A 22,321-nucleotide genomic window follows, 5' to 3' on the forward strand; every position below is an offset into this window, starting at 1 on the left:
AGAGGTTTGGAATGAGGCAGACGGGGGAGGACGGTCGCGTGCGTGACGTACGACTCGATCCCTGCCCGAAGCGGATGGAGTTCGGACCGTGCGGGGGCGTCCGCGCGGACCTGACCTGCGAGCTCGGGACGGTGCCGTGCCCCTTCACCGGCGGTGCCGCCGTCCCGTGGACCGGGCCGCCCGGCCGGTCGGCGGCACCGGCGGCGTTCGGGCACGAAGGGCCCGTCGTGCTCACCGATCTGACGTCGCCGCCGTACGATCCCGCCGCACTCGGCCGGATCGTGCGGACGATCGCCGGCTCGTGCGACGCCCTGCTGATCGGCCAGCACCACGACGAGCCGGACTTCCCGCCGACGATGCTGGCCGTGCTCGCCCGGGAGGCGGGCGGACACCCGTGGGTGACGCTGACCTGCCGGGACCGCAACCGCGTCGTGCTCGAACAGGACGTCGCCGGGCTGGCCGCCGCCGGAGCGGAGGCCGTGTTCTGCGTGACCGGCGACGCCCGCGGCCCGAGCGTGCGGCCGGACGTCTCCCAGGTGTTCGACCTCGACGGCACCCGGCTGGCGTCGCTCGCCGCCGCGGCCGGGCTGCCCGCCGTCGTCCCCGAGGCGCCGGACGCCCCGCCGACCGGGCTGCGTCCGGCGCGGCTGGCCGAGAAGCAGCGGGCCGGCGCGGGGGCGGTCGTCCTGAACCACGCGGCGTCACCGGGGCGGGTCGCGGAGTTCGTCACCGCCGCCCGCGGCCGCGGCGCGACGCTGCCGGTGGTCGCCGGGGTCGCGGTGTTCACCGACGAGCCGGGCGCGCGGCGGCTGGAGGCGTTCCCCGGTCTGGAGATCGACCCGGCCGCGGTCGAGCGGGTGCTGACCGCGTCCGACCCGGTCGAGGCGGGCATCGAGGCGGCCGTCGACGAGGCCGTGGCGCTGCTGGCCGTCGACGGCGTCGCCGGGGTCAACCTGTCCGGCCGCGGTTCCTTCGGCGACGACGACACCGCCGCCGCGATCAAGGCCGAGATCGGGCACCGGATCCGGAGTAGGGCCGGGACCCGCGGGTAGGCGGACGCCATGGCCGACCTCGTCCCCGAGCGGATGGAACTCGAGTTCGACACCGTCGCGGAGTGGACCCGCGTGGCGGTCGCCGAGCTCGGCGACGACCACGCGATCCCGGCGGCGTGCCGGGGCAGCGCCAGCCCCGACGGTCTGGACCGGTTGGTCGCGGCCTGCGGGGTGGGCCGCGGCACCCGGCTCGCCGACGTCGGCGGCGGCACCGGCGGGCCCGCCGCCTACGCCCGCGAGTACTTCGGTGCCGACCCGGTCGTCGTCGACCCGATGCCGGGGGCCTGCCGGGCCGCGGCGTCGATGTTCGGGCTGCCCGCCGTCGTCGGGGACGGGCACCGGATACCGCTGGCGACCGGATCGGTCCCGGCCTGCTGGTGCCTCGGGGTGCTGTGCACGGTGCGGGAGAAGGACGTCCTGCTCGGCGAGCTGCACCGGATCCTGCGCCCCGGCGGTGGGCTGGGCCTGCTGGTGTACACCGCCGATGAGCCGCGGCCCGCGGGGGCGCCGGAGGGCAACCTCTTCCCGACCGTCGCCGGGACCCGGGACCTGCTCGACCAGGCCGGGTTCACGGTCGTCGAGGAGGCCCCGCTCACCGGGTTCGCCGACGCCCCGAGGAGCTGGCACGACCGGATCGGCCGGGTCGACGAGGTGCTGACCCGCGACCACGGCGACGATCCGCGGTTCCGCGCGGCGGAGGAGCAGGCGGACCGGATCGGCCGGTTGATCTCCGAGGGCACCGTGGCCGGGGTGCTGGTGCACGCCACGGCCCGCTGAGCACCTCGCGGCCCCCGGTGACGAGCGGGAGTCAGCGATGCGTGGACAGCCTCCGGTACTCCGCGACCGCAGCGTCGTCGATCCCCGACGCCGCCATGGCGGCATTCCGTCTGCCGGTCACCGAACCGGGGTCGTACTCATCGGACTCGATCCCGATCTCGGCGAGATCCGTGACGCGCGCGAAGGCCAACTCGTCTCCGCGCTGCGGTCGTCCGAGGATCAGGACGGAGAACCTCGCCGGGCCGGCGGGGAGGAGCGTCACCGCCCCGGCGAACCGCCATGATGTGCAGTCGACGACGTCTCCGTCCAGGACGACCGAGCAGTCCGTGCCACTCGGACTCCCGATCTCGTCATTCGCCAGGGACAGTGCGAGCGGTACCGCCCCCGGGTACTCGTCGGCCGGCCCGGGGAGGGTCGCTCCCACGTGAAGAGCGGCTGCTGCCCCGATCAGGTCCGGCCGTCCCTGGTCGGGTAGCGGGGTGTGGACGTAGACCAGCCGTGCGCCGCTGAAGGCACCGGACGGCGAACCGGTGGGGACCGCGGTACAGGTCGTCATCGCTGTCACAGCATCCGGAGCACCGGTCACGGATTCGACAAAGGTCTCGCGCGGGCTGTGTGGGAAGTCCGGAACGACTGCCGTCAGTCCCTGCGTCCTGAATCTGAGAACCACGTGAACTTCTTTCTCGTGCACCGTCCGACAGGAGGTGGCTGGGAATCGTATCTGATTTCGATCCATGAGCTTCACCGACTCACCTGCGGGCGACCAGGCCAGGATTGCGGAGTGTCAACGTCGCGTAGCAGGCCAAGCTACCACTGGCGCGGAAGACATCGACGCGCACATCGATCGAGGGCCGCAACGTCGTCGTGTAGCTGACCGGAACGCTTGCCCTGCGGGGCGACGCCACGAAAGGTCCACGGACGGACCGCTCGAAGGTCGCCGTAAAACTGCCTGCCGGAGCCTGCGGGCCTCCAAGGTGGTTCTCGATCCCCGCGAGATTGATGCGGAAGGACCATGTCTCGGTTCCAGAAACGGGTCCGTCTGAGGGGCGGACATCAAGTTGACTGGCGCTGACCGAGTCGCTGCATAGAGGTGCGGATTGGCCGGAGATCGAAGATCTCGCTCCCTTGGCGTGAGCCACACTCGAGCAGCACAGAGTGATTACGAGAAGTAATCCAAGAACGATCAACACTCGCTCATGAAGCGATGATTTTCTGATCGCGTGAGTCATGTATCGACGATAGACCGATCGACCTCCGGTCTACGAGAATCTGTACAGGTCGAGCCTGTGTCGCCCAGTCGAGTTGAGGAGACGCGGAAAGTTTCCTCGGCTAGGCGAGAAGAAGTATAAGAGGCGTCTGTGTGTGGGAAAGGGAGCGAATATGGCTGGCTCTCTTGTGTAGTCGAAGATCATTTCGTTCACGCCACCGGTCGCCCCGCCTCCGGGCTCTCCGAGCCCGTGTCCCGCAGCAGGTCGGCGAGCCCGCCGCGGGCCCGGCCCCGCTCGCGGGCGCTGGTGCGGACCGTCCCCGGCGCACCGGGGACGACCCGGAACCCGTGTGCCCGCAGCCGGGCGACGATCCCGTGGTCCTCCCCGCTGCCCACCGCCGGGAAACCGGCGACCGCGAGGAAGGCGTCCGCCCGCAGACCGAGGTTCGCCGCGTAGACGGGATGGTCCGGGGCCGGCGGCTCCCCGGGCGGCCGCGGGGAACCGGGCAGGTCGAGGACGACGCCGCCCGCCACGGCGCCGGCCCCCGTGTCGGCGATCGCGAGGTGCTCGCGCACCCACCCGGGTGCGACGGTGCCGTCGGCGTCGGTGCTGAGCAACCAGGTCGTCGCCGGATCGGTGCCCAGCGAGCGCAGCACCGTCCGCCCGGCCAGGGTGCGCGCCGCCCCGACGACCGGGGGCAGCCCGTCGCGGACCGCCTGCGGGCCCCGTTCGAGCACGGTGACCCGGACCCGCCGGGCGGCCGGGTGTCCGGCGGCCGCCGCCCGGGCCCGCGCGGCGGTGGCGTCGGAGCAGCGGTCCGCCACCACGCACAGCGCCCGGGCCCGCAGCCCCGGTGTCCTGTCGAGCGCCGTCAGGACGGACCCCACGCAGGCGCCGATCGAACCGGCCTCGTCGTGCGCCGGGATCAGCACCCCTGCCGCGGTGACCGGCCGCGGGGTCACCGCCGCCGCACCACGAGCAGCAGGAACTCCTCGTCGGTGTGGTCGACGACGGTGCGGAACCGGTCGTCGTCCCGTACCCGGCCGTGCACGGTGGCGGCGTCCGCGGGAGCCTCGGCCGGCCAGCGCCGCCAGTGCACGAGGGCGAGGTCGCCACCGGGCTCCAGCGCCGTCGCGACCCGGTCCAGCACGGCCGTCACCCGCTGCGCGGGCAGGTAGTACAGGAACTCCGACAGCACGACGAGATCGGCGCCGTCGGGCACGGCGCGCGCGTCGTCGACGTCGGCCCGCGCGACCTCGACGCCGGGTGCGTCCGCGACGGCCGCCGTCGTGGCGGACACGGCCTCGTCGACCGCGTCGGTGGCGACGAGCCGCCGGCACCGGCTCGCCAGCGCACGGGTGAGCTCACCGATCCCGCACCCCGGCTCGGCGGCCAGCCCGTAGTGCTCGCGGGGCAGCGAGGCGAGCAGGACCGCCTGCTTGCGCCGCTCGTACCAGGAGCTCCGTACCCGCCACGGGTCCGGGTCGTCGCGGTAGCGGGCGGCGAACAGCTCCGGCGGTGCCCCGGTGGCGGGCGGCTCCCGGAAGTAGACCTCCTCGGTGCCGTGGAAGTGTTCGAGCGTGGCGGCGGACAGCACGGCCCGGCTGCCGCCGGCCGGGACCGCGGTCTGCGACGCGTGCGCGGCGATCGCCCGTCGCTTGGCGGCACGGTCGCCGGGGGACAGCCGCAGCCGGTGGCCGCGCTCCCACGGGACGTCCGGGCCGTGCGGGTCGCACCGCGTCCGCGCCCAGACCGGGAAGCCGAAGCCGTGCACGGTCACCGGTGCGGCCGCCCGGCACGCCTCCGCGACGGCCGCGTGGTCGGGGTGCGGGTCCGCCCGCCACGGGCTCGCCCACGCGTCGGCACCTCCCAGGTACGGCATCAGCGCCGGGACGAGGTCCTCCGTCCGGAGCGCGGAGTCGGGCATCCCGAGCCGGTGCACCGTCGCGGAGACGCCCAGCTCGGCCAGTGCCGCGTCGAGCTCGGCCCGGCGGGTGCGGGCCAGCGCGGCGCGGTCGAGCCCGCCGATCTCGGGGAGCGCCGCCTCGCCGTCGCTCGCCAGGACGACCTCGACGGTGCCACCCGCCGCGGCGACGCCGCGGAGCAGCCCGGCCGCACCGAGTGTCTCGTCGTCGGGATGGGCGCAGACCACGACGAGACGGCGGAACCCCGACGGTTCCAGCTCGTGGACGGCGCGCGTCGCGACGGCGTCCTCCCACACGTCGGCGGGCTGGATCGGCTCCATCAGTCCTCCTCGCCGAGCACGGCCCGGCCCAGGTCGGCCAGGTCCCGCGCACCGTGGTGCTGACGCAGGTAGACCTGGAGGTCGGCGAGCCGCGCCGCGAGCCGGTCGGAGCCGGCCAGCACGGTGACCCCGGCGGTCTCGGGCCCGGCGTCGAGCACCGTGCGGCAGGCCCGTTCCACGGCGGCCCGGGCGGCCGCCACCGCGATGCGGTGCGGGTCGGCCGGGTCGGCGTCGATCGCGGCGGCCGTGGCACCGAGCAGCGCGTCCGCCGCGGCGACCGCGGCGTGCAGCGTGCCGAGACCGGCGAGCCGGTGCGGGTCCCCGCCGGTGCCGCGCAGGCCGGCGGCGATCTCGTCGACGATCCCGGCGGCGCCGCCGAGCCAGACGGCGGCGACCCCGGCGCCCCCGTGCCGGAACCCGGGCCGTCCGGTGTAGGCGTCGGGTCCGCCGACGACCGCCTCGGGCGGGACCGGTACGTCGTGCAGGACGACGTCGTCGGTGTCGGCGGCGGCCATCCCGGCTGCCCGCCACGCCCCGGTCCGGCGTTCGACCCGCGGATCGCGGAGGTCGACATCGACGATCCGGGTGGCGCCGTCGCCGGCACCCGCGACGACGAGCGCCCGGTCCAGCAGGTGCGTGCCGGAACAGAACCGGACCGTCCCGCCGAGCCGTGGCCCGCCCGGGCCGGACCCCAGACGTGCCCCACCGCCGGCCCGCGACGCCCACACCCCGTAGGTGACGCCGGGGGCGGCACCCCGGCCGTGCTCGGCCAGGATCGCGACCGCGTCGGTGTGCCCCTCGGCCAGTCGCGCGACCGGCAGGTCACGGCGGCCGACGGCGGCCAGGCGTGTCCAGCGCTCCGCGGTCGCCCCGGAGCCGGGCAGCGGGAGGTCGAGGTCGCCCGCTGCGACGGCGCCGGCCAGGGCCGCGGCGGCGGCGGGGAAGGGAGTGGGTGCCCCGGCGGGGTCGGGGACCCGGCCGAGGATCCCGGAGGGACCCGGGACGGTCCCGGTTCCGGCACCCGTCCGGGAGTGGAGGTGTTCGGGATCGGTCACCGGCGACGTATCACCGTTGCCGGGCGGTCCAAACCCGACACGGCGCCGGACGCCGGATCAGCCGTCGAGGTCGTGCCGCAGGGTGGCCACGGTGCGGGTCAGCAACCGCGAGACGTGCATCTGCGACACACCGATGTCCTCGGCGATCTCGGACTGGGTGCGGTTGCCGTAGAACCGCAGCAGCAGGATCCGGCGCTCCCGTTCCGGGAGCTCGCCGATCCGTTCCCGGAGCTCGGTCCGGACCGGTGCGCCCTCCAGGGCGCCGTCGTCCTCGCCGAGGCGTTCCCCGAGCGTCGTCTCGCCGTCGGGTCCCGGCTCGTCGAGCGAGACCGCGTTGTAGGACTCCATCGCGCCGAGCGCCTCGACGACCTCGGAGGTGTCGACGTCCAGTTCGGACGCGAGCTCGCTGGGGCGCGGGGCACGGCCCAGCCTCTGGGTCAGTGTCACGGCGGCCCGGTTGAGGCCGACGCTGCGCTCCTTGAGGTCGCGGGGGACGCGCAGGGCCCAGCTGTGGTCGCGGAGGTAGCGCATGAGCTCGCCGCGGACGCAGGGCACCAGGTACCCGAGCGGGCCGCCGGTGGCGACGTCCGGGTCGTAGCGGTCGACCGCCTTGATCAGGCCGAGCGTCGCGGCCTGCTCGACGTCGTCGGCCGAGTGCACGCCGGTGACGTAGCGACGCGACAGGTTGCGTGCCAGCGGGAGGAAGGCGCAGATGACCCGGTCCCGCAGCGGGCCGCGGGCGGGATCGGCGGGATCCATGCCGGCGAGGCGCCGTAGGTCGGGCTCGACGTCGTCGTAGGCGTTCGGGCCGTCGCGGCGGGCACCGGTGGTGCCGGGGCGCGACTCGGACGAGTGGGATGCGGTGGTACGCACGGGGACTCCCGGTTCTTCGGGGCGTCGACTCCGCTGCGTGATTGAACGGCTGTCGTCTCGACATCGGACGTGCCGACGGTACGAACATCACCTGGTCCCCACAAGACCACCCGCCGCACTGCTCTGTTCGCGCCCGCCCGGATCGGGCCCGCACCGCGTCCGGTGCCGGGTGTGTGGCTCCCCGCCATGGTGGGTACCGTCCCGGCGGCTGCTGCGCACCGGGTCCGGTGCGCCGGCCGGTCCGCCTTCCCGCGACCGGCTCCGGTGGCCCCCTCTGCGGTCGAGACCACGGCCCGTCCCCGAGACACGCACGACCGCGACGGAGCCTTGTTGAGATCGCGTCTCCCCCTGTCCACGGCCGGGTCGTTCCCCGACGACCTGCGCCACCGCATGCGCCTGGCCTGGCGCGCCGGCGCCGCGACCGCCGCCGCCTGGTACCTCGCGACGCTGGTCCCCGGCGTCGTCGGCGACTACCCCTACTACGCCCCGATGGGTGCCCTGCTCGTCTGCTACCCGACCGTCGTCGACTCGCTGCGGCAGAGCCTGCGCGCGCTCACCGCCACCGCCGTCGGGGTCGGCCTCGGCGCGGCGGCGGTGCACGCCGCCGGTGCCACGTGGTGGGGTGTCGCGCTCGCCGTCGTCCTCGGCATGGCGCTCGGCGCGCTGCCGTACCTCGCACCGCAGCGCGACACCGTCCCGCTCGCCGCCCTGTTCACGATCCTCGTCGGGGCCGTGGACCCCACCGGCTTCATGGCCGGCTACCTCGGGCAGACGCTGCTCGGCGTCGCCGTCGGGATCCTGGTCACCGTGGTGCTGCCGCCGCCCCCGCAGAACGGGCGCGCCTCCCGCCGGGTGACCCGGCTCCGCGACGGGATCGCCGACCACCTGCACGAGATGGCGGCCGTGCTGGCCGAACAGTGGCCGCCCGAGCGGGAGGAGTGGATCCGGCACCGGCACGACTTCGAGCCGCTGATCGACGCGACCCGGGAGGCCGTCGTGGCCGCCGACTCCGGGCGGCGCGCGAACCTGCGTGCACGCTCGTACCGGATCCGCGGCCAGCAGCTCTACGAGGCCGCGCAGACCCTGGAGCAGCTCGCCGTCCTGGTACGGGACATCAGCACCGTCCTCGCCCAGACGGCGTGGGCCGAACGCACCGTCCTGGTACTGGACCCGGACCTGCGCCGCCCGGTCGCCGACGCCATGTCCGGTCTCGCGACGGCGGTCGGGTCGGCCGACCTCCTCCACCTCGCCCGCGGCCCGGAGTCGCCGGACGGCGACACCCACACCAGGAACCTGGCCGCCGCGCGCGACTCGCTGGACCGGGTGACGGAGCGGCTCGACGGGGCGGCGGCCGGCTGGGAGGACAGCCTCGCCGCGTCCGGGATCGTGTTGCACCTGCGCCGCTGCCTGGACCACGTGCAGGCCGGACCGTCCGACCGGTCCCCGGATCTGCACCCGGCGGCGGGCTGATCCCCGGACGATCGCGCCGGATGCGTGTGGGACCCGCGTGTGCGGGTACCTCCCTCTCATGCCGCCGTCGGGCCCGGGCGCGTCGCCGGCTCAGGTCCTGTCGGTTCAGCTCTGCAGCCGGCGGGGCCGCCCCCTACCCTGGACGACGACATCGACGAGCGGAACGGCAGCGCGTGACCGACGAGCGTTCCTGGATCCAGACCCTTGAGCAGGGGGCCTTCGGTGAGACGCGCGCCGACGCCGATGCCGCCGCCGCGCCGGAGACCCTCGCATCGGTGATGGCCGAGGTGTCCCGGTACCTCTACCTCGCGGAGGACGCCTCCGACGCGTGTGACCGCGTGCTCGAGGCGTGCACCGAGATCGTGGAAGGGTGCAGCCACGCCGCGGTGTCGCTGACCTCCAAGGGACGGGTCACGACCCCCGCCGCCAGCGACCGCACGGCCGAGCAGCTCGACGAGCTGCAGCACGAGATGGACGAGGGCCCGTGCCTGCAGGCGATCCGTGACGACCGCAATTTCTCCGTCCCGGACCTGGCCGGGGACCCGCGCTGGCCGCGGTACGGCCCGGAGGCGGCCCGCCGCGGCGTCCGGTCGATGGTGGCCTGCCGCTTGTTCATCGACTCGCGCACGATCGGGGCACTCAACGTGTTCGGGCCGGTCGTCGACGCCTTCGACGAGAGCGACCAGGACCGCATCGTCGTGCTCGCCGCGCACGCCGCCGTCGCGATCGACGCCGCCCGCACCCGGTCCGGCCTGCAGGAGGCGGTCCGCAGCCGGCAGGTGATCGGTGAGGCCATCGGCATCCTCAAGGAGCGGTACTCGATCTCCTCGGACACCGCCTTCGAACGGCTCACCCGTGCGTCGCAGCACCTCAACGTCAAGCTGCGCTCGATCGCCGAGCACCTCTCCCGCGAGCCGGAGGAGCGCGACGCCGGGTGAGCCGCCCGATCAGACGGCGTGCCCGCGGAAGCTGCGCAGGCGCAGGCTGTTCGACACCACGCACACCGAGCTGAACGCCATCGCGGCGCCGGCGATCATCGGGTTCAGCAGCCCGAACGCGGCCAGCGGGATGGCCGCGGTGTTGTAGGCGAACGCCCAGAAGAGGTTCCCCCGGATCGTTCGCAGGGTCCGGCGGGACAGCCGCACGGCGTCCGCGGCCGCCCGCAGGTCGCCCCGCACCAGGGTGATGTCGGACGCCTCGATCGCCACGTCGGTGCCGGTGCCCATGGCCAGGCCGAGATCGGCCTTCGCGAGCGCCGCGGCGTCGTTGACGCCGTCGCCGACCATGGCCACGACCCGGCCCTCGCGCTGCAGCCGCTCGATCACGGCCAGCTTGTCGGCCGGCATCACGTCGGCGATCACGCTGTCCGGCCCGGTCCCGATGCCGACCTCGGCGGCGACCGACTCGGCGACGGCCCGGTTGTCACCGGTCAGCAGGACCGGGCGCAACCCGAGCCGGACGAACTCGGCGATCGCCTCGGCCGAGGTCTCCTTCACCGAGTCCGCGACGACGAGCACCGCCCGGGCCTCGCCGTCCCACGCCACCGCGACCGCGGTGCGGCCGCGGGCGGCCTCGTCGGCCACCGCGGCGGCGAGCGTGCCGGTCAGCGGGACCGACCACTCCTCGAGCAGCCGCGGCCTGCCGACCAGCACGGCACGGGACCCGACGACGCCCTGCACCCCGAGGCCCTCGTGGTCGGTGAAGTCCTCGACGGCGGGGAGCTCGCCGACCCGCTCGGCCGCCCCCGCGGTCACGGCGGCGGCGATCGGGTGTTGGGAGGCCCGCTCCAGCGCACCGGCCAGGCGCAGCGCCTCGTCCTCGTCGACGCCGTCGGCGGTGTGCACGGCGACCAGCGTCATCCGGCCCGTGGTGACGGTGCCGGTCTTGTCCAGGACGACGGTGTCGACCGTGCGGGTCGACTCCAGCACCTCCGGGCCCTTGATCAGGATGCCCATCTGGGCGCCGCGACCGGTGCCGACCAGCAACGCCGTCGGCGTCGCGAGGCCGAGCGCGCACGGGCAGGCGATGATCAGGACGGCGACGGCGGCGGTGAAGGCCGCCGACACCCCGGCGCCGCTGCCCAGCCAGAAGCCCAGCGTCACGAGCGCCACGACGATCACGATCGGCACGAACACACCGGAGATACGGTCGGCGAGCCGCTGCACCGCGGCCTTGCCGGACTGCGCCTCCTCGACCAGCCGCGCCATCTGCGCGAGCTGCGTGTCGGAGCCGATCCGGGTCGCCCGCACGACCAGCCGGCCACCGGAGTTGACGGTCGCCCCGACGACGGTGTCGCCCGTGCGGACCTCCACCGGGACGGACTCGCCGGTCAGCATCGACGCGTCCACCGCGGACCGGCCCTCGACGACCTCGCCGTCGGTGGCGACCTTCTCCCCGGGGTGGACGACGAACCGGTCGCCGACCGCGAGGTCGCCCACCGGGATCCGGTGCTCGACACCCCCGCGCAGGACGGTGACCTCCTTGGCCCCCAGCTCCAGCAGCGCCCGCAGCGCGGCACCGGCCCGGCGCTTGGAGCGCAGCTCGAACCAGCGCCCGGCCAGCACGAACGTGATGACGCCCGCGACGACCTCGAGGTAGATGTTGCTCGCACCGTGCGACGCCGAGATCGACAGCTCGAAGGGGTGCACCAGGCCGGGAATGCCCGCGGTGCCCCAGAACAGCGCGTACACCGACCAGGCCAGCGCCGCGGTCGTCCCCATCGAGATGAGGGTGTCCATCGTGGCCGCGCCGTGCCGCAGGTTGGTCCAGGCGGCCTTGTGGAACGGCGCCCCGGACCACGACCAGATCGGGACGGTCAGCACGAACGCCGCCCACTGCCAGTTCACGAACTGCCAGGCCGGGACCATCGACAGCACGACCACGGGCACCGCGAGGACGGCGGCGATGACCAGCCGGTCGCGCAGCAGCAGGGCCGCGGCGTCGCCGTCGTCGTCCTCCTCGGACGCCGGGGCGGGCGGGGTCGCGGTGTAGCCGGCGGACTCGACGGTCTCGATCAGCGTCGCGGCGGCGACGCCGTCGGGTGCGGTGACCCTGGCCTTCTCGGTGGCGTAGTTGACGCTGGCGGTGACGCCGTCGAGCTTGTTGAGCTTGCGCTCGACCCGGTTGGCGCAGGACGCACAGGTCATCCCGCCGATGGCGAGCTCGATCTCCTGGACGTCGTCGCTCCGGTCACGACCGGACCGCGGGGCGGTGGTGGTCACCGGAGGTCTCCCTCGGGGACGAGGGTTGTCATGGCTGGACCCTTCGATCGGACCCCGCCGGGGTGGGCCGCGTGCGCGGCGACCCCTGCCGGGTGCGTGGGTGGGGGACGGACGGGCCGCGGGACGGGCCCGCCCGCGGGATCAGGAGCCGGTGACCTCGTACCCGGCCTCCGACACGGCGGCGCGGACGGCGTCGTCGGAGACGGGGCCGTCGCTGGTGACGCTGACGGCGCCGGTGGACAGGTCCACGTCGACGCCGGTCACCCCGGAGATCTCGCCGACCTCCTCGGTGACCGAGGCGACGCAGTGCTCGCAGGTCATGCCGGTGACGGTGTAGGTGGCGGTGCTCATGGCGTGCGTACCTCCTCGTGGTGTCCGCGGGGTGCGGGCAGGGTGGGTGGGGGAGCTAGGACCGGACGAGACGGGCGATGGCGGCGCTGGCCTCCTCGAGCTTCTGCTCGGCGACGGGGCCGCCCTCGGCGGCGGCGTCGGCGACACAGTGCTTGAGGTGTTCGTCGAGCAGACCGAGCGCGACCGCCTCGAGTGCCTTGTTGACCGCGGCGACCTGGGTCAGGACGTCGATGCAGTACTTGTCCGACTCGATCATCCTGCTGATGCCGCGGACCTGGCCCTCGATCCGGCGCATCCGGTTGACGTGGGCGTCCTTGTTGTCGGCGTAGCCGTGCATCGCGCACCTCCTCGGTCCGGATCCGACGATACCCCTAGGGGGTAGGGGCATCAAACGATGTGGGGTGGGTAGCCTGCGCGGTATGACGAGCGGAGGTCCCGGACGACGGCTGGTGCTCGTCGTGCTGCCGGTCCTGCTCGGGCTGGTGGGCATGCACGCCCTCGTGCTGCCCGCGGCCGCCGCGCCCACGGGGCCGCCCGCGATGGTCGCACCGGCCGCGCCCGTCCCGGGGCCTGTCGCCGCCGACGGGGCCGACGGTGCGCCGGGCGTCCTGCCGCCCGCGGTGGCCGGGGCACCCGCGCACGGGGACCACGGCGGTCACGGGGACCACGGCGGCGCCGCGCACCTCCTCCATCTGTGCCTCGCCGTGCTCGCCGCCGTCGGCGTCGCGCTGCTCGCGGCCCTGCTGTTCCTCGGCCGTGTCCCGCTCCCGGCGACGGTCACGACGTCGCGACGCGACGTTCCCGGCCCCGCGGCCGGACGGCCGCCCCCGGTCGGGCGGCGGCTGGCCCTGCTCTGCGTGTCGCGGACCTGATCGGCCCCCGGCGCGGGAGAGCGCCGGAGTCCGGCCGATCACACCGTTCCGACACGGGAGTCCACATGACGACCACCCACGCGGCGGCGCTCGCCGCCGCGACGATCACCGCTGCCCTCGTCCTCGCCGGCTGTTCCGGCGGGACCGCGGCGGAACCCGCTGCCCCGGCGGCTGCGCCTCCGGCGGCGACCGCCGCCCCCGGCGCCGACGCCCGGCACGGCGACGCGGACATCGCCTTCGCGCAGGGGATGATCCCGCACCACCGGCAGGCCGTGGAGATGGCGCGCCTGGCCGAGGGGCGGGCGTCCGGCGACGGGGTGCGCCGCCTGGCCGCCGCGATCGAGGCGGCGCAGGGCCCGGAGATCGAGCAGCTGCGCGGGTTCCTCGCGGCCTGGGGTGCACCGGAGTCCGCAGGCGCGGCCATGGAGCACGGCGCCCACGGCGGGCACGGTGACATGTCCGGGATGATGACCGCCGACGACATGGCGGAGCTGGAACGGGCCACCGGGCCCGCGTTCGACCGCCGCTTCCTCGAACTGATGATCGTCCACCACGAGGGAGCGGTCGCCATGGCAGGCGCGGAGCTCGCCGACGGGGAGAACCCGCAGGCACGTGAGCTGGCGCAGCGGATCGTCGACGCCCAGCGGTCCGAGATCGACGCGATGCGCGGCATGCTCGACCGGGCCTGATCCCGCCCGGCCGGGCGGTCAGCGTGCGGCGAGCAGTGCTCGTGCGTGCGCGGCCGCCCGGTCGAGCGCGTCGGGGGTGCCGTCGAGCCCGCGCTGGAAGGCCGCGCCCTCCAGCAGCAGGGCCAGCAGGTCGGCGAGCTCCGTGGCGTCGCCCGGGACGTCCTCGGCGAGCAGCCGCGCGATCTCGGCGCGCACCGCCGTCTTGTGCTCGGTGATGACGGCCCGGCCCGGGTGGCCCTCGTCGAGCTCCGCGGCCCCGCGCTGGAACGCGCAGCCCACGTCGCTGTCCAGGGCAGGGTGCTCGCGGTAGGCCTCGAACACGGCGAGCACCCGCGGGGCCGGTGCCGCCTCGATCCGGCGCTGCAGGTGCTCCCACCACGTGCGGTGCCGGTGTGCCAGGTAGGCCGCGACCAGCGTGGACTTCGAGCCGTAGCAGTCGTAGAGCGTCTTCTTGGTGACGCCTGCCGCCTCGGCGATCCCGGCGACGCCGACCGCGGTGATGCCCCGGCGGTAGAAGAGCTCGGACGCGGCGGCGAGCAGCCGGCGTCCGGCGTCGGTGGTGGGGGTGAGGGTGTCCGGCACGACGCCGACTATACCGACCGGTGGGTTGACATGACACGGGTCGCGCTGTTCTCCTTCGTGGGTATACCGATCGGTTTACCTGAGGAGGAGACATGAGGGCGGTCCTGCTGACCCGTCACGGCGGCCCGGACGCGCTGGAGTACCGCGACGACGTGCCGGACCCGGTGCCCGCACCGGGCGAGGTGCGGATCCGGGTGCGCGCGGCGGCGCTGAACAACACCGACGTCTGGACGCGCGAGGGCGCCTACGGCACCGGCGACGACCCCGGCGCGCGGACCGGGTGGCGGCGCTCGGCGTTCGCGTTCCCGCGCATCCAGGGTGCCGACGTCACCGGTGAGATCGACGCCGTCGGCGACGGGGTGCCCACGAGCCGGATCGGGGAGCGGGTGCTGGTCGACCCCATGATCTACGACGGCGGCGAGCGCGCCCTGGTCACGACCGACTACCTGGGCAGCGAGCGCGACGGCGGGTTCGCCGAGCTGGTCACCGTGCCGGCGGGGAACGCGCACCCGGTCGGCGGTGCGCTGTCGCCCGCCGAGCTCGCGGCGCTGCCGACGGCGGCGACGACCGCGATGCGGATGCTCGGCCGGGCCGGCCTGCGGGCCGGGGAGTCGGTGCTGGTCACCGGGGCCTCCGGCGGTGTCGGCGCGGCGCTGGTGCAGATCGCGAAGGACCGCGGCGCCCGCGTGGTCGCCGTCGCCGGTGCGGCCAAGCACGAGGCGGTCCGCGCGATGGGCGCCGACGTCGTGCTCGACCGCGACGCCGTCGCCGAGGCCGGTGAGGTGGACGTGGTCGCCGACGTCGTCGCCGGGCCGTCGTTCCCGGCGCTGCTCGGCGCGCTCGCCCCGCTCGGCCGCTACGTGGTCGCGGGCGCGATCGCCGGTCCGCTCGTCGAGGCGGACCTGCGGACCGTCTACCTGCGCCAGCTCACGCTGGTCGGGTCGTCGTTCGGCACCCACGACGACTTCGCCGAGGTCGTGGAGCTCGCCGGGCGCGGGGCCCTGCGGCTGCCGGTCGCCGCCCGGTTCCCGCTCGCCGAGCTGGCCGCCGCCCAGGAGCGGTTCGCCGGCAAGGGCTTCGTGGGGAAGCTGGTGGTGGAGCCGTGACGCGGGTGCGGGCGCTGAGCTTCGACGTCGTCGGCACGCTGATCGACTTCGAGACCGGGATCCTCGACTGCGTACGGCGGCAGGGCGTGACCGCACCGGACGAGCAGGTCCTGGCGGAGTTCGCCGCCGCGGAGGACGTGCAGCAGCACCGCACACCGGAGATGCCGTTCACGCAGATGCTCGACCCGATCTCGGAGCGGCTGGGGCTGCCCGACCCGGCGGCGCTGCGGGCGTCGTTGCCGGGGTGGCCGGCCTTCCCGGACGCCGCCGGGACGCTCGCCCGCCTCGGTCACCGGTTCCGGCTGGTCGCGCTGACCAACGCCGACCGGGCCGGGACCCTGGCGATGGCGCGGACGCTCGGCGACCCGTTCGACGACGTCGTGACGGTCTCCGACGTGGGCGTGAACAAGCCGGACCCGCAGATGTTCGCCTGGATGCTGGGCCGTCTCGATCTCGCCGGGATCTCCCGCGGCGAGCTGCTGCACGTCGCGCAGAGCCGCTACCACGACGTCGGCACCGCGCACCGGCTCGGCATCAGGACGTGCTGGGTGGAACGGCGGCGCGGGCGGGCCGGTACCGGCGCCACGCCCGCGCCGCCCTCGGCGGTCGCGCCGGACCTGCACGTCGGCGACCTGACCGAGCTGGGGGAGCTCAGGGAGCTCAGCTGAAGGAGATGTGCACGTGGTCCATGTGGTTGGCGGTGTCGCCGCCGCGGTCCTCCTGCATCTCCCAGCCGCTGCCGGTGTCGATGCGCTGACGCCAGATCACGTAGGTGATGCCGAGCTCGTCCCGGTTGGCCAGCGCGTACTCGGCCAGCCGGTCGCCGGTGGCGCGGTCGACCATGAAGTCGAGCGCCTTGCCGCTCGGGTGGTCGGACGTGCCACCGCGGCTGCCGATGCCGAGCACGGTGTCGACGCCGAACATGCAGCGCAGCGTCTCGCCGGCGTCGGCGACGTTGCCGGCGACGCCCTCCATGCCCTCGGTTCCGGCCGCGCAGCTGCTCGGCCCGGTCCCGCCACCGCCGGACGACGGCTCCGGCTCGTCGGGCTCGGCCGCCGCGGCGGCGGCCGCCTTCGCGGCGGCCTCCGCGGCCCGGCGCTGCTCCTCGCGGGCCGCGACGGCGTCGTCGACCGCGCCGGTCGCGGCGCCGACGATCTCGTCGACGTCCACCGGGGGCGGCGGTTCGGCGAGGGCCCGGGCCGCGCCGGCCGACGCGGCGGGTGCGGCGGGATCGGCCTGTGCCGCCTCGGCGGAGGGGAGGCTGAACGACTGCAGCGCCAGGTCCTCGGTCTGCGGGGCGAGCCCGCCGGTCGCGACGTGCCCGGCGACGAGGCCGCCACCGGCGAGCGCGGAGGTGAGCATCCCGACCGCGCCCGCCGGTCGGCGGCGGACGGGTCGGTGGACGTCGCGGGTCACGACGGTGCGGGACGGCACGGGCCGGCTCGGGGAGCGCCGGACACGTGCCGTGCCGCCGGGGGTATGCCTCGGCACAGCTGGTTCGTCCTTCCTCGTCGGAAGCGGTCGCGCCCGGATGGGGGAGCGGGGCGCGTGACGCCGCTGGGGATCGACGTCGTTACCGTTCCGAGACCGACGGTATGCCCGGTTCCGGGGCGGGTGGCCTCCCTGAGAGCGACCGGCGGTGACCGGGCGCCGCCGCGCTGTGAACGGGGAGCGGCTCGGCCGGACGGCTCAGTGCCCTGCGGCCGACCGGGCGTCGGCGCAGCTCAGACCCGGCCGGCGGGCCGGTCCGCGGCCCGTGCCGCGGCGACGAACGCCGCGATCCGGGCGTGGTCCTTCACCCCGCGGGTCGCCTCGACGCCGCTGGAGACGTCGACGCCCCAGGGCCGGACCCGCCGGACGGCGTCGCCGACGTTGTCCGGGTCGAGACCGCCCGCGAGCAGCCACGGCCCGTCCGGACGGTGCTCCATCGCCTCGGCCGCCCAGGTCTCGCCGGAACCGGCGACCGGCGAGTCCAGCAGCAGGACCTCCTCGCCGAAGGCGCCGACCCGCAGGTCGGGACGCTGATCGAGGGAGGTCGCCCGCCAGAGCCGGACCGGCTCCGCGGCGGCGACGGCGAAGTCCCCGGCGGTGTAGCGGCCGTGCAGCTGGAGCACGTCGGCGCCGATCTCCCGGGTGGCGCGGGCGGCGTCGGCGGCGGTGTGGTCGGCCACGACGACCACCGACAGCACCCCCGGCGGCACCTGGCCGACGAGGTCGCGCGCGGTCCCGGGATCGACGTAGCGCGGGCTCGGCGGGTGCAGCACGAACCCGATCGCGTCGGCCCCGGCCCCGACCGCGACCCGGACGTCCTCGGCGGTACGCAGGCCGCACACCTTCACGAACACGGCACGACCCTACGTGGTCCCCGGCCGTGCTCCTCAGCGCGCGACGAAGCTGCTCAGCAGCGCCTGCACCTCGTAGACGTCGACACCCTTGCCGAACTGCTTCTGGATCGGCGCCGGGCTCCCGGACAGCCAGATCTTCAGCTCCGCGTCCAGGTCGAACGTCCCCGCCGTCTCCACCGAGAAGTGCGTGATCGCCCGGTAGGGGATGGAGTGGTACTCGACCTTGCGGCCCGTCATGCCCTGCTTGTCGACCATGATCAGCCGCCGGTCGGTGAAGAGGAACGAGTCCCGCAGCAGCTGGTACGCGGCGTGGATCTGCTCGCCCTGGGCGAGCAGCCGCCCGAACTCGTGCGCCGCCGCCTGCGGATCGACCCGGGACGCGTTGCCCATGACACCGTCGAGGAATCCCATGGCGCCATTCTCGCGGGCTCAGACGTCGTAGTCGATCGTGGCCCGTCCGGACACCGGCCGGCTCTGGCACGTCAGGACGAACCCGGCCGCGACCTCGTCGTCCTCCAGGGCGAAGTTGCGTCGCATGTCGACCTCGCCGTCGGTGACCTTCGCCCGGCACGTGCCGCAGACCCCGCCCTTGCAGGCGAAGGGCAGGTCGCCCCGCACCTTCTGGGCCGCGTCCAGCACGGTCTCGCCGCGCGGCAGCGCCAGTGTGGTCGACCGTCCGTTGAGGACGACGGTGACCTCGCTGCCGGTCCCGTCCCCGGCTGCCACGTCGTCCTCGGCGCGGTGCACCTCGGGCGGCGGCTCGTCGACGTAGAACAGCTCGCGGTGCACCCGCCGGCGGTCGGTGCCGAGCTCACCCAGGACCGCGACGGCGTCCTCGGTCATGCCGAGCGGTCCGCACAGCCACCACTCGTCGACGTCGGCGGTGTCGACGAGCGCGGTGAGCAGCGTCCGGATCCGTCCCGCGTCGAGGCGCCCGTTGACGATCTCGGCCTCGGTGGGTTCGCGGGACAGCACGTGCAGCAGGTGCAGCCGCGGGCCGTGGGCGTTCTTGAGGTCGGCGATCTCCTCGGTGAACATGACCGTGTCGGTCCGGCGGTTGCCGTAGAGCAGCGTGACCCGGGTGTCGGGGTGCGCGGCCAGCAGCGACGCGGCGATCGACAGCACCGGTGTGATGCCCGAACCGGCGGCGATCAGCCCGTGGTGGGTGCCGGCGTCCAGGTCGGGGGTGAAGGAGCCGCCGGGCGGGCCGACCTCGACGACGTCGCCGGGCTCGACCCGGTCGACCAGCCACTCGGAGAACAGCCCGCCGTCGACCCGGCGCACGCCGACCCGCGGCGCGGAGCCCGCGGGGGAGCAGATCGAGTACGAGCGGCGCTCCTCGCCGTCGTCGGTGCGGCGGCGCAGGGTGAGGTACTGGCCGGGCCGGAAGGCGTAGTGCGCGCGCAGGTCGCCGGGCACGTCGAAGGTGACGGCGACGGCGTCGTCGCACAGGCGGTCCACACCGGACACGACGAGCCGGTGGAACCCGGCCGGGAGGGCGTCCGCACCGGGCTCGCCGGTACCGGCCAGCAGCGCCTCGATCTCGTCGTCGAGTGCGAGCGTGGTGCGGCCGGACGCCCGGTTCGCCCGTGCCTGCCAGGCGGCGGTGCGGCGCTGCTCGCTCATCGTCTAGAGCTCCTTCATGTGCTCGAACGGCTCCCGGCAGGCGGTGCACCGGCGCAGTGCGGTGCACGCGGTCGGGCCGAAACGGGAGAACTCCTCGGTGGCCGGCGATCCGCACTGCGGGCAGCGGACGACGGCCGACGGCGGGTCCAGCGTCAGGGGGACCGGCCCCGGTGCGTGCGGCGTGGCCCGGCCGGGCGGTGCGACGCCGGCCTCGGCGAGCTTGCGCCTGCCGGTCTCGCTGATCCAGTCGGTGCTCCACGGCGGGGACAGCACGGTCCGGACGCCGGCGACCCGGTACCCGGCGCCGTCGAGCGCGCGGGCGATGTCGGCGCGCATCTCCTCGATCGCCGGGCAGCCCGAGTAGGTCGGGGTGATCGTCACCGCGACGCCGTCGCGGGTCTCGTCCACCGACCGGATCACGCCGAGGTCGTCGAGGGTGAGCATCGGCATCTCGGGGTCGACGACGTCGGCGACGACGTCGCGGGCGCCCAGCGCGGGTGCGGTCACCACGTCGCCCCCGGGTGCCTGCGGGCCAGGCTCTGCATGACGACGAGTGCCTGTTCCAGCTTCTCGGTGTGCACGCCCTGGCGGCCGCCGCGCCCGGCGATGGTGCCGATCCCGGGCACGTCGGGGCGGGTCAGCGTCGCCCGGGCGATCACCTCGTCGAGGACCCCGTGGACCTCGTCGTGGGTGTCCGCCGGGTCGACGGCGACGCCCGCGGCGACCAGCCGCCGTTCGACGTCGGACGTGCGGAACAGCTCGCCCAGGAACGGCCAGACCCACACCAGCGCGTCCTGCATCCGCCGGTGCGACTCGACGGTGCCGTCACCCAGGCGCAGCGTCCAGCGGGCGGCGTGGTCGCGGTGGTAGGTGACCTCCTTGACGCCCTTCGCGGCGACGGCGGCGACGACCGGGTCGGCCGAGCCCTGCAGGCGGTGCAGCAGGGCCAGGCGCCAGGTGGAGAAGACCAGCAGCCGGGCGATCGCGCGGGCGAAGTCGAGGTCGTCGGAGGGCTCGGCCAGCGCGACGTTGCGGAACTCGTGCACCTCGCGCCCGTGGGCGAGCGCGTCCTCGTCGCGGCCGGTGCCGCCCTCGGCGAGGCCCTCGACGTGCCCGGCGCGGGACAGCAGCACCCGGGCCTGGCCGAGCAGGTCGAGCGCGGTGTTGGCGAGCGCGACCTCCTCCTCGAGCTCGGGGGCGTTCGAGACCCACTCGGTGAGCCGGTGGCTGTAGATCAGCGCGTCGTCGCCGAGCATCAGGCAGTACGCGGCCAGGTCGGCGGGATCGGTGCCCCCGGGCACCGGGGCGACGATGTCGGCCTCGGCGTCCTCGAACCCGGACCCGAACGCCCAGCGCGGGTCGTCGGACTCCGTCAGCGCGTCGTAGACGTTCTCCTCGTGCGCGGTCCCGCTCACAGGTGCGGCACCTCCTCCGGGATCGCGTAGAACGTCGGGTGCCGGTAGACCTTGTCGGCGCTGGGCGCGAAGAACGGGTCCTTCTCGTCCGGGCTGGACGCGGCGATCGCGTCGGCGCGCACCACCCAGATGCTGACGCCCTCGTTGCGACGCGTGTAGACATCGCGCGCGTTGTGCAGCGCCATCTCGTCGTCGGCGGCGTGCAGGGAACCGACGTGGACGTGGTTGAGGCCGCGCTTGCCGCGCACGAACACCTCGTAGAGCGGCCAGGCCCGCCGCGACGGCGCCACCCCGGCGCCCGTCTCGACGCCGGTGGTGGGGACGGCGCCGTGCCCGCCCTCCGCGGTCACCTCGGTGCTGTCTGTGCTGCCGGTGCTGTCGTCGCTCGGGATCACGCCCGGTCCCCCTCGGTGCTCGTGCCTGCGCCCGCTCCCGTGCCCGGCCCGGTGCTCGCCCGGGCAGCCTGCTTGTCGGCGTAGGCGCGGGCCGCCTCGCGGACCCACTCGCCGCCCTCGTGGGCACGGCGCCGGTGGTCCAGCCGCTGCCGGTTCGCCGGCCCCGCCCCGGAGATCACCGCCGTGAACTCCGACCAGTCCGGCTCACCGAAGTCGTGCGCCTGGCGCTGCTCGTTCCACCGCAGCTCGGGATCGGGCAGCGTCACGCCCAGCGCCTCCGCCTGCGGGACGCTCATGTCCACGAACCGCTGCCGCAGCTCGTCGTTGGTGTGGCGCTTGATCCCCCACGCCATCGACTGCTGCGTGTTGGGGGAGTCGCCGTCGGCCGGGCCGAACATCATCAGCGACGGCCACCACCACCGGTCCGTGGCCTCCTGCACCATCGCCCGCTGGGCCTCGGTGCCGTTCGCCAGCGCGAGCAGGGACTCGTAGCCCTGCCGCTGGTGGAACGACTCCTCCTTGCAGATCCGGATCATCGCCCGCGCGTAGGGCCCGTAGGAGCACCGGCACAGCGGCACCTGGTTGCAGATCGCCGCACCATCGACGAGCCAGCCGATCACCCCGATGTCCGCCCAGGACAGCGTCGGGTAGTTGAAGATCGAGCTGTACTTCTGCTTCGCGTCGATCAGCTTCTCGGTCAGCTCCTCGCGGTCCACCCCGAGGGTCTCCGCGGCGGCGTACAGGTACATGCCGTGACCGGCCTCGTCCTGCACCTTGGCCAGCAGGATCGCCTTGCGCCGCAACGACGGTGCCCGCAGCAGCCAGTTGCCCTCGGGCTGCATCCCGATGATCTCCGAGTGCGCGTGCTGGGCGATCTGGCGGATCAAGGTCCTCCGATACGCCTCGGGCATCCAGTCCCGCGGCTCGATCCGCTGGTCCGCCGCGATCGTGGCGTCGAAGCGTTCCTGCAGATCCGCCTCGGATGGCGCGGTGCTCGTCACTGGACACCTCCGTACCGAATGTTCGTTCGGCTACTAGT

Annotated in this window: 25 protein-coding genes; 8 read left to right on the forward strand and 17 right to left on the reverse strand. The window is 74.6% G+C overall.

All coding sequences use genetic code 11. The features are described 5' to 3' along the window. The first annotated feature begins 38 nt into the window (after positions 1-38). Positions 39-1,052, forward strand: a complete 1,014-nt coding sequence (locus PP1_RS24910) for a methylenetetrahydrofolate reductase (RefSeq protein ID WP_249266032.1) — start codon at positions 39-41, stop codon at positions 1,050-1,052. Positions 1,053-1,061: 9 nt separating this feature from the next. Beyond that, positions 1,062-1,829, forward strand: coding sequence for a class I SAM-dependent methyltransferase (locus PP1_RS24915; protein ID WP_010228241.1), 768 nt, complete (start codon positions 1,062-1,064; stop codon positions 1,827-1,829). A gap of 31 nt (positions 1,830-1,860) precedes the next feature. Here the strand turns inward: PP1_RS24915 and PP1_RS24920 are convergent, their stop codons facing one another. The 5 genes from PP1_RS24920 to PP1_RS24940 all read right to left on the reverse strand — a co-directional run bounded on the left by PP1_RS24920 (position 1,861) and on the right by PP1_RS24940 (position 7,210). After that, the gene (locus PP1_RS24920; RefSeq protein WP_139323921.1) at positions 1,861-2,574 is read right to left on the reverse strand and encodes a hypothetical protein; all 714 of its coding nucleotides are present in this window, start codon (positions 2,572-2,574) and stop codon (positions 1,861-1,863) included. Positions 2,575-3,246: 672 nt separating this feature from the next. Beyond that, positions 3,247-3,999, reverse strand: coding sequence for a glycosyltransferase (locus PP1_RS24925; protein ID WP_010228245.1), 753 nt, complete (start codon positions 3,997-3,999; stop codon positions 3,247-3,249). Next, positions 3,996-5,282, reverse strand: a complete 1,287-nt coding sequence (locus PP1_RS24930) for a bifunctional PIG-L family deacetylase/class I SAM-dependent methyltransferase (protein WP_083697199.1) — start codon at positions 5,280-5,282, stop codon at positions 3,996-3,998. Before PP1_RS24930 ends, PP1_RS24925 begins: the two co-directional genes overlap by 4 nt. Continuing rightward, a complete protein-coding gene (locus PP1_RS24935) occupies positions 5,282-6,337 on the reverse strand; it encodes an acyl-CoA dehydrogenase (RefSeq protein WP_249266031.1) in 1,056 nt (351 codons plus the stop codon). The genes PP1_RS24930 and PP1_RS24935 overlap by 1 nt, the downstream gene beginning before the upstream one ends. Positions 6,338-6,394: 57 nt before the next feature. Beyond that, positions 6,395-7,210, reverse strand: coding sequence for a sigma-70 family RNA polymerase sigma factor (locus PP1_RS24940; protein ID WP_010230482.1), 816 nt, complete (start codon positions 7,208-7,210; stop codon positions 6,395-6,397). A 330-nt stretch (positions 7,211-7,540) separates the two neighbouring features. On the opposite strand from PP1_RS24940, the gene PP1_RS24945 reads away from it, so the two are divergent. Both PP1_RS24945 and PP1_RS24950 read left to right on the forward strand, forming a co-directional pair. Then, a complete protein-coding gene (locus PP1_RS24945) occupies positions 7,541-8,680 on the forward strand; it encodes an FUSC family protein (RefSeq protein WP_139323920.1) in 1,140 nt (379 codons plus the stop codon). Between the two features lie 173 nt (positions 8,681-8,853). Then, positions 8,854-9,618: a GAF and ANTAR domain-containing protein gene (locus PP1_RS24950; RefSeq protein ID WP_010230488.1), complete on the forward strand. Its 765-nt coding sequence runs from the start codon at positions 8,854-8,856 to the stop codon at positions 9,616-9,618. 9 nt (positions 9,619-9,627) lie between these two features. Here the strand turns inward: PP1_RS24950 and PP1_RS24955 are convergent, their stop codons facing one another. The 3 genes from PP1_RS24955 to PP1_RS24965 all read right to left on the reverse strand — a co-directional run bounded on the left by PP1_RS24955 (position 9,628) and on the right by PP1_RS24965 (position 12,589). After that, entirely contained in the window at positions 9,628-11,826 is a 2,199-nt protein-coding gene (locus PP1_RS24955) for a heavy metal translocating P-type ATPase (RefSeq protein WP_083697374.1), read from the reverse strand. A 216-nt stretch (positions 11,827-12,042) separates the two neighbouring features. Next, positions 12,043-12,252 (reverse strand): heavy-metal-associated domain-containing protein, encoded by a 210-nt coding sequence (locus tag PP1_RS24960; RefSeq protein WP_010230494.1) that lies wholly within the window; start codon positions 12,250-12,252, stop codon positions 12,043-12,045. Positions 12,253-12,307: 55 nt separating this feature from the next. Then, positions 12,308-12,589, reverse strand: coding sequence for a metal-sensitive transcriptional regulator (locus PP1_RS24965; protein WP_010230496.1), 282 nt, complete (start codon positions 12,587-12,589; stop codon positions 12,308-12,310). An 82-nt stretch (positions 12,590-12,671) separates the two neighbouring features. Between PP1_RS24965 and PP1_RS24970 the strand changes: the two genes are divergently transcribed. Both PP1_RS24970 and PP1_RS24975 read left to right on the forward strand, forming a co-directional pair. Beyond that, positions 12,672-13,124 (forward strand): DUF6153 family protein, encoded by a 453-nt coding sequence (locus PP1_RS24970; protein WP_139323919.1) that lies wholly within the window; start codon positions 12,672-12,674, stop codon positions 13,122-13,124. A 65-nt stretch (positions 13,125-13,189) separates the two neighbouring features. After that, positions 13,190-13,813 carry a DUF305 domain-containing protein gene (locus PP1_RS24975; protein ID WP_075314560.1) on the forward strand — a complete coding sequence of 208 codons (624 nt, stop codon included), beginning with the start codon at positions 13,190-13,192 and terminating at the stop codon, positions 13,811-13,813. Between the two features lie 18 nt (positions 13,814-13,831). Here the strand turns inward: PP1_RS24975 and PP1_RS24980 are convergent, their stop codons facing one another. Further along, positions 13,832-14,395, reverse strand: coding sequence for a TetR/AcrR family transcriptional regulator (locus PP1_RS24980; RefSeq protein WP_010235214.1), 564 nt, complete (start codon positions 14,393-14,395; stop codon positions 13,832-13,834). Positions 14,396-14,487: 92 nt separating this feature from the next. On the opposite strand from PP1_RS24980, the gene PP1_RS24985 reads away from it, so the two are divergent. Continuing rightward, positions 14,488-15,501: a zinc-binding dehydrogenase gene (locus PP1_RS24985; protein ID WP_010235212.1), complete on the forward strand. Its 1,014-nt coding sequence runs from the start codon at positions 14,488-14,490 to the stop codon at positions 15,499-15,501. Further along, positions 15,498-16,169, forward strand: coding sequence for an HAD family hydrolase (locus PP1_RS24990; protein WP_010235210.1), 672 nt, complete (start codon positions 15,498-15,500; stop codon positions 16,167-16,169). The genes PP1_RS24985 and PP1_RS24990 overlap by 4 nt, the downstream gene beginning before the upstream one ends. Here the strand turns inward: PP1_RS24990 and PP1_RS24995 are convergent. The 8 genes from PP1_RS24995 to paaA form a co-directional block, all read right to left on the reverse strand. After that, on the reverse strand, positions 16,162-16,935 hold the full coding sequence (locus PP1_RS24995) for a hypothetical protein (RefSeq protein WP_249266030.1): 774 nt from the start codon (positions 16,933-16,935) through the stop codon (positions 16,162-16,164). The genes PP1_RS24990 and PP1_RS24995 overlap by 8 nt on opposite strands. A gap of 290 nt (positions 16,936-17,225) precedes the next feature. After that, positions 17,226-17,846, reverse strand: a complete 621-nt coding sequence (locus tag PP1_RS25000; protein WP_010224391.1) for a phosphoribosylanthranilate isomerase — start codon at positions 17,844-17,846, stop codon at positions 17,226-17,228. Between the two features lie 33 nt (positions 17,847-17,879). Beyond that, complete coding sequence (locus tag PP1_RS25005; RefSeq protein ID WP_010224390.1) at positions 17,880-18,257, reverse strand: PH domain-containing protein; 378 nt, start codon at positions 18,255-18,257, stop codon at positions 17,880-17,882. A gap of 18 nt (positions 18,258-18,275) precedes the next feature. Continuing rightward, positions 18,276-19,472: a 1,2-phenylacetyl-CoA epoxidase subunit PaaE gene (gene paaE, locus PP1_RS25010; protein ID WP_010224388.1), complete on the reverse strand. Its 1,197-nt coding sequence runs from the start codon at positions 19,470-19,472 to the stop codon at positions 18,276-18,278. Between the two features lie 3 nt (positions 19,473-19,475). After that, positions 19,476-19,982 carry a 1,2-phenylacetyl-CoA epoxidase subunit PaaD gene (paaD, locus tag PP1_RS25015; RefSeq protein WP_029239145.1) on the reverse strand — a complete coding sequence of 169 codons (507 nt, stop codon included), beginning with the start codon at positions 19,980-19,982 and terminating at the stop codon, positions 19,476-19,478. After that, on the reverse strand, positions 19,976-20,887 hold the full coding sequence (gene paaC / locus PP1_RS25020) for a 1,2-phenylacetyl-CoA epoxidase subunit PaaC (protein WP_010224384.1): 912 nt from the start codon (positions 20,885-20,887) through the stop codon (positions 19,976-19,978). Before paaC ends, paaD begins: the two co-directional genes overlap by 7 nt. After that, positions 20,884-21,282, reverse strand: a complete 399-nt coding sequence (gene paaB / locus PP1_RS25025; protein ID WP_010224382.1) for a 1,2-phenylacetyl-CoA epoxidase subunit PaaB — start codon at positions 21,280-21,282, stop codon at positions 20,884-20,886. Before paaB ends, paaC begins: the two co-directional genes overlap by 4 nt. Beyond that, a complete protein-coding gene (paaA, locus tag PP1_RS25030) occupies positions 21,279-22,283 on the reverse strand; it encodes a 1,2-phenylacetyl-CoA epoxidase subunit PaaA (protein WP_010224380.1) in 1,005 nt (334 codons plus the stop codon). Before paaA ends, paaB begins: the two co-directional genes overlap by 4 nt. Positions 22,284-22,321: the final 38 nt, after the last annotated feature.

Origin of the sequence: Pseudonocardia sp. P1 (assembly GCF_000178675.2) — a bacterium.
Taxonomy (GTDB): Bacteria; Actinomycetota; Actinomycetes; order Mycobacteriales; family Pseudonocardiaceae; genus Pseudonocardia.

Bases quoted from the DNA above. Each gene is read 5' to 3' on its own strand.
- PP1_RS24985 (WP_010235212.1), top strand. From the start codon at position 14,488: ATGAGGGCGGTCCTGCTGACCCGTCACGGCGGCCCGGACGCGCTGGAG.
- PP1_RS24930 (WP_083697199.1), bottom strand. From the start codon at position 5,282: ATGGAGCCGATCCAGCCCGCCGACGTGTGGGAGGACGCCGTCGCGACG.
- PP1_RS24975 (WP_075314560.1), top strand. From the start codon at position 13,190: ATGACGACCACCCACGCGGCGGCGCTCGCCGCCGCGACGATCACCGCT.
- paaE (WP_010224388.1), bottom strand. From the start codon at position 19,472: ATGAGCGAGCAGCGCCGCACCGCCGCCTGGCAGGCACGGGCGAACCGG.
- PP1_RS24955 (WP_083697374.1), bottom strand. From the start codon at position 11,826: ATGACCTGTGCGTCCTGCGCCAACCGGGTCGAGCGCAAGCTCAACAAG.
- PP1_RS24960 (WP_010230494.1), bottom strand. From the start codon at position 12,252: ATGAGCACCGCCACCTACACCGTCACCGGCATGACCTGCGAGCACTGC.
- PP1_RS24915 (WP_010228241.1), top strand. From the start codon at position 1,062: ATGGCCGACCTCGTCCCCGAGCGGATGGAACTCGAGTTCGACACCGTC.
- PP1_RS24970 (WP_139323919.1), top strand. From the start codon at position 12,672: ATGACGAGCGGAGGTCCCGGACGACGGCTGGTGCTCGTCGTGCTGCCG.
- PP1_RS24965 (WP_010230496.1), bottom strand. From the start codon at position 12,589: ATGCACGGCTACGCCGACAACAAGGACGCCCACGTCAACCGGATGCGC.
- PP1_RS25005 (WP_010224390.1), bottom strand. From the start codon at position 18,257: ATGGGATTCCTCGACGGTGTCATGGGCAACGCGTCCCGGGTCGATCCG.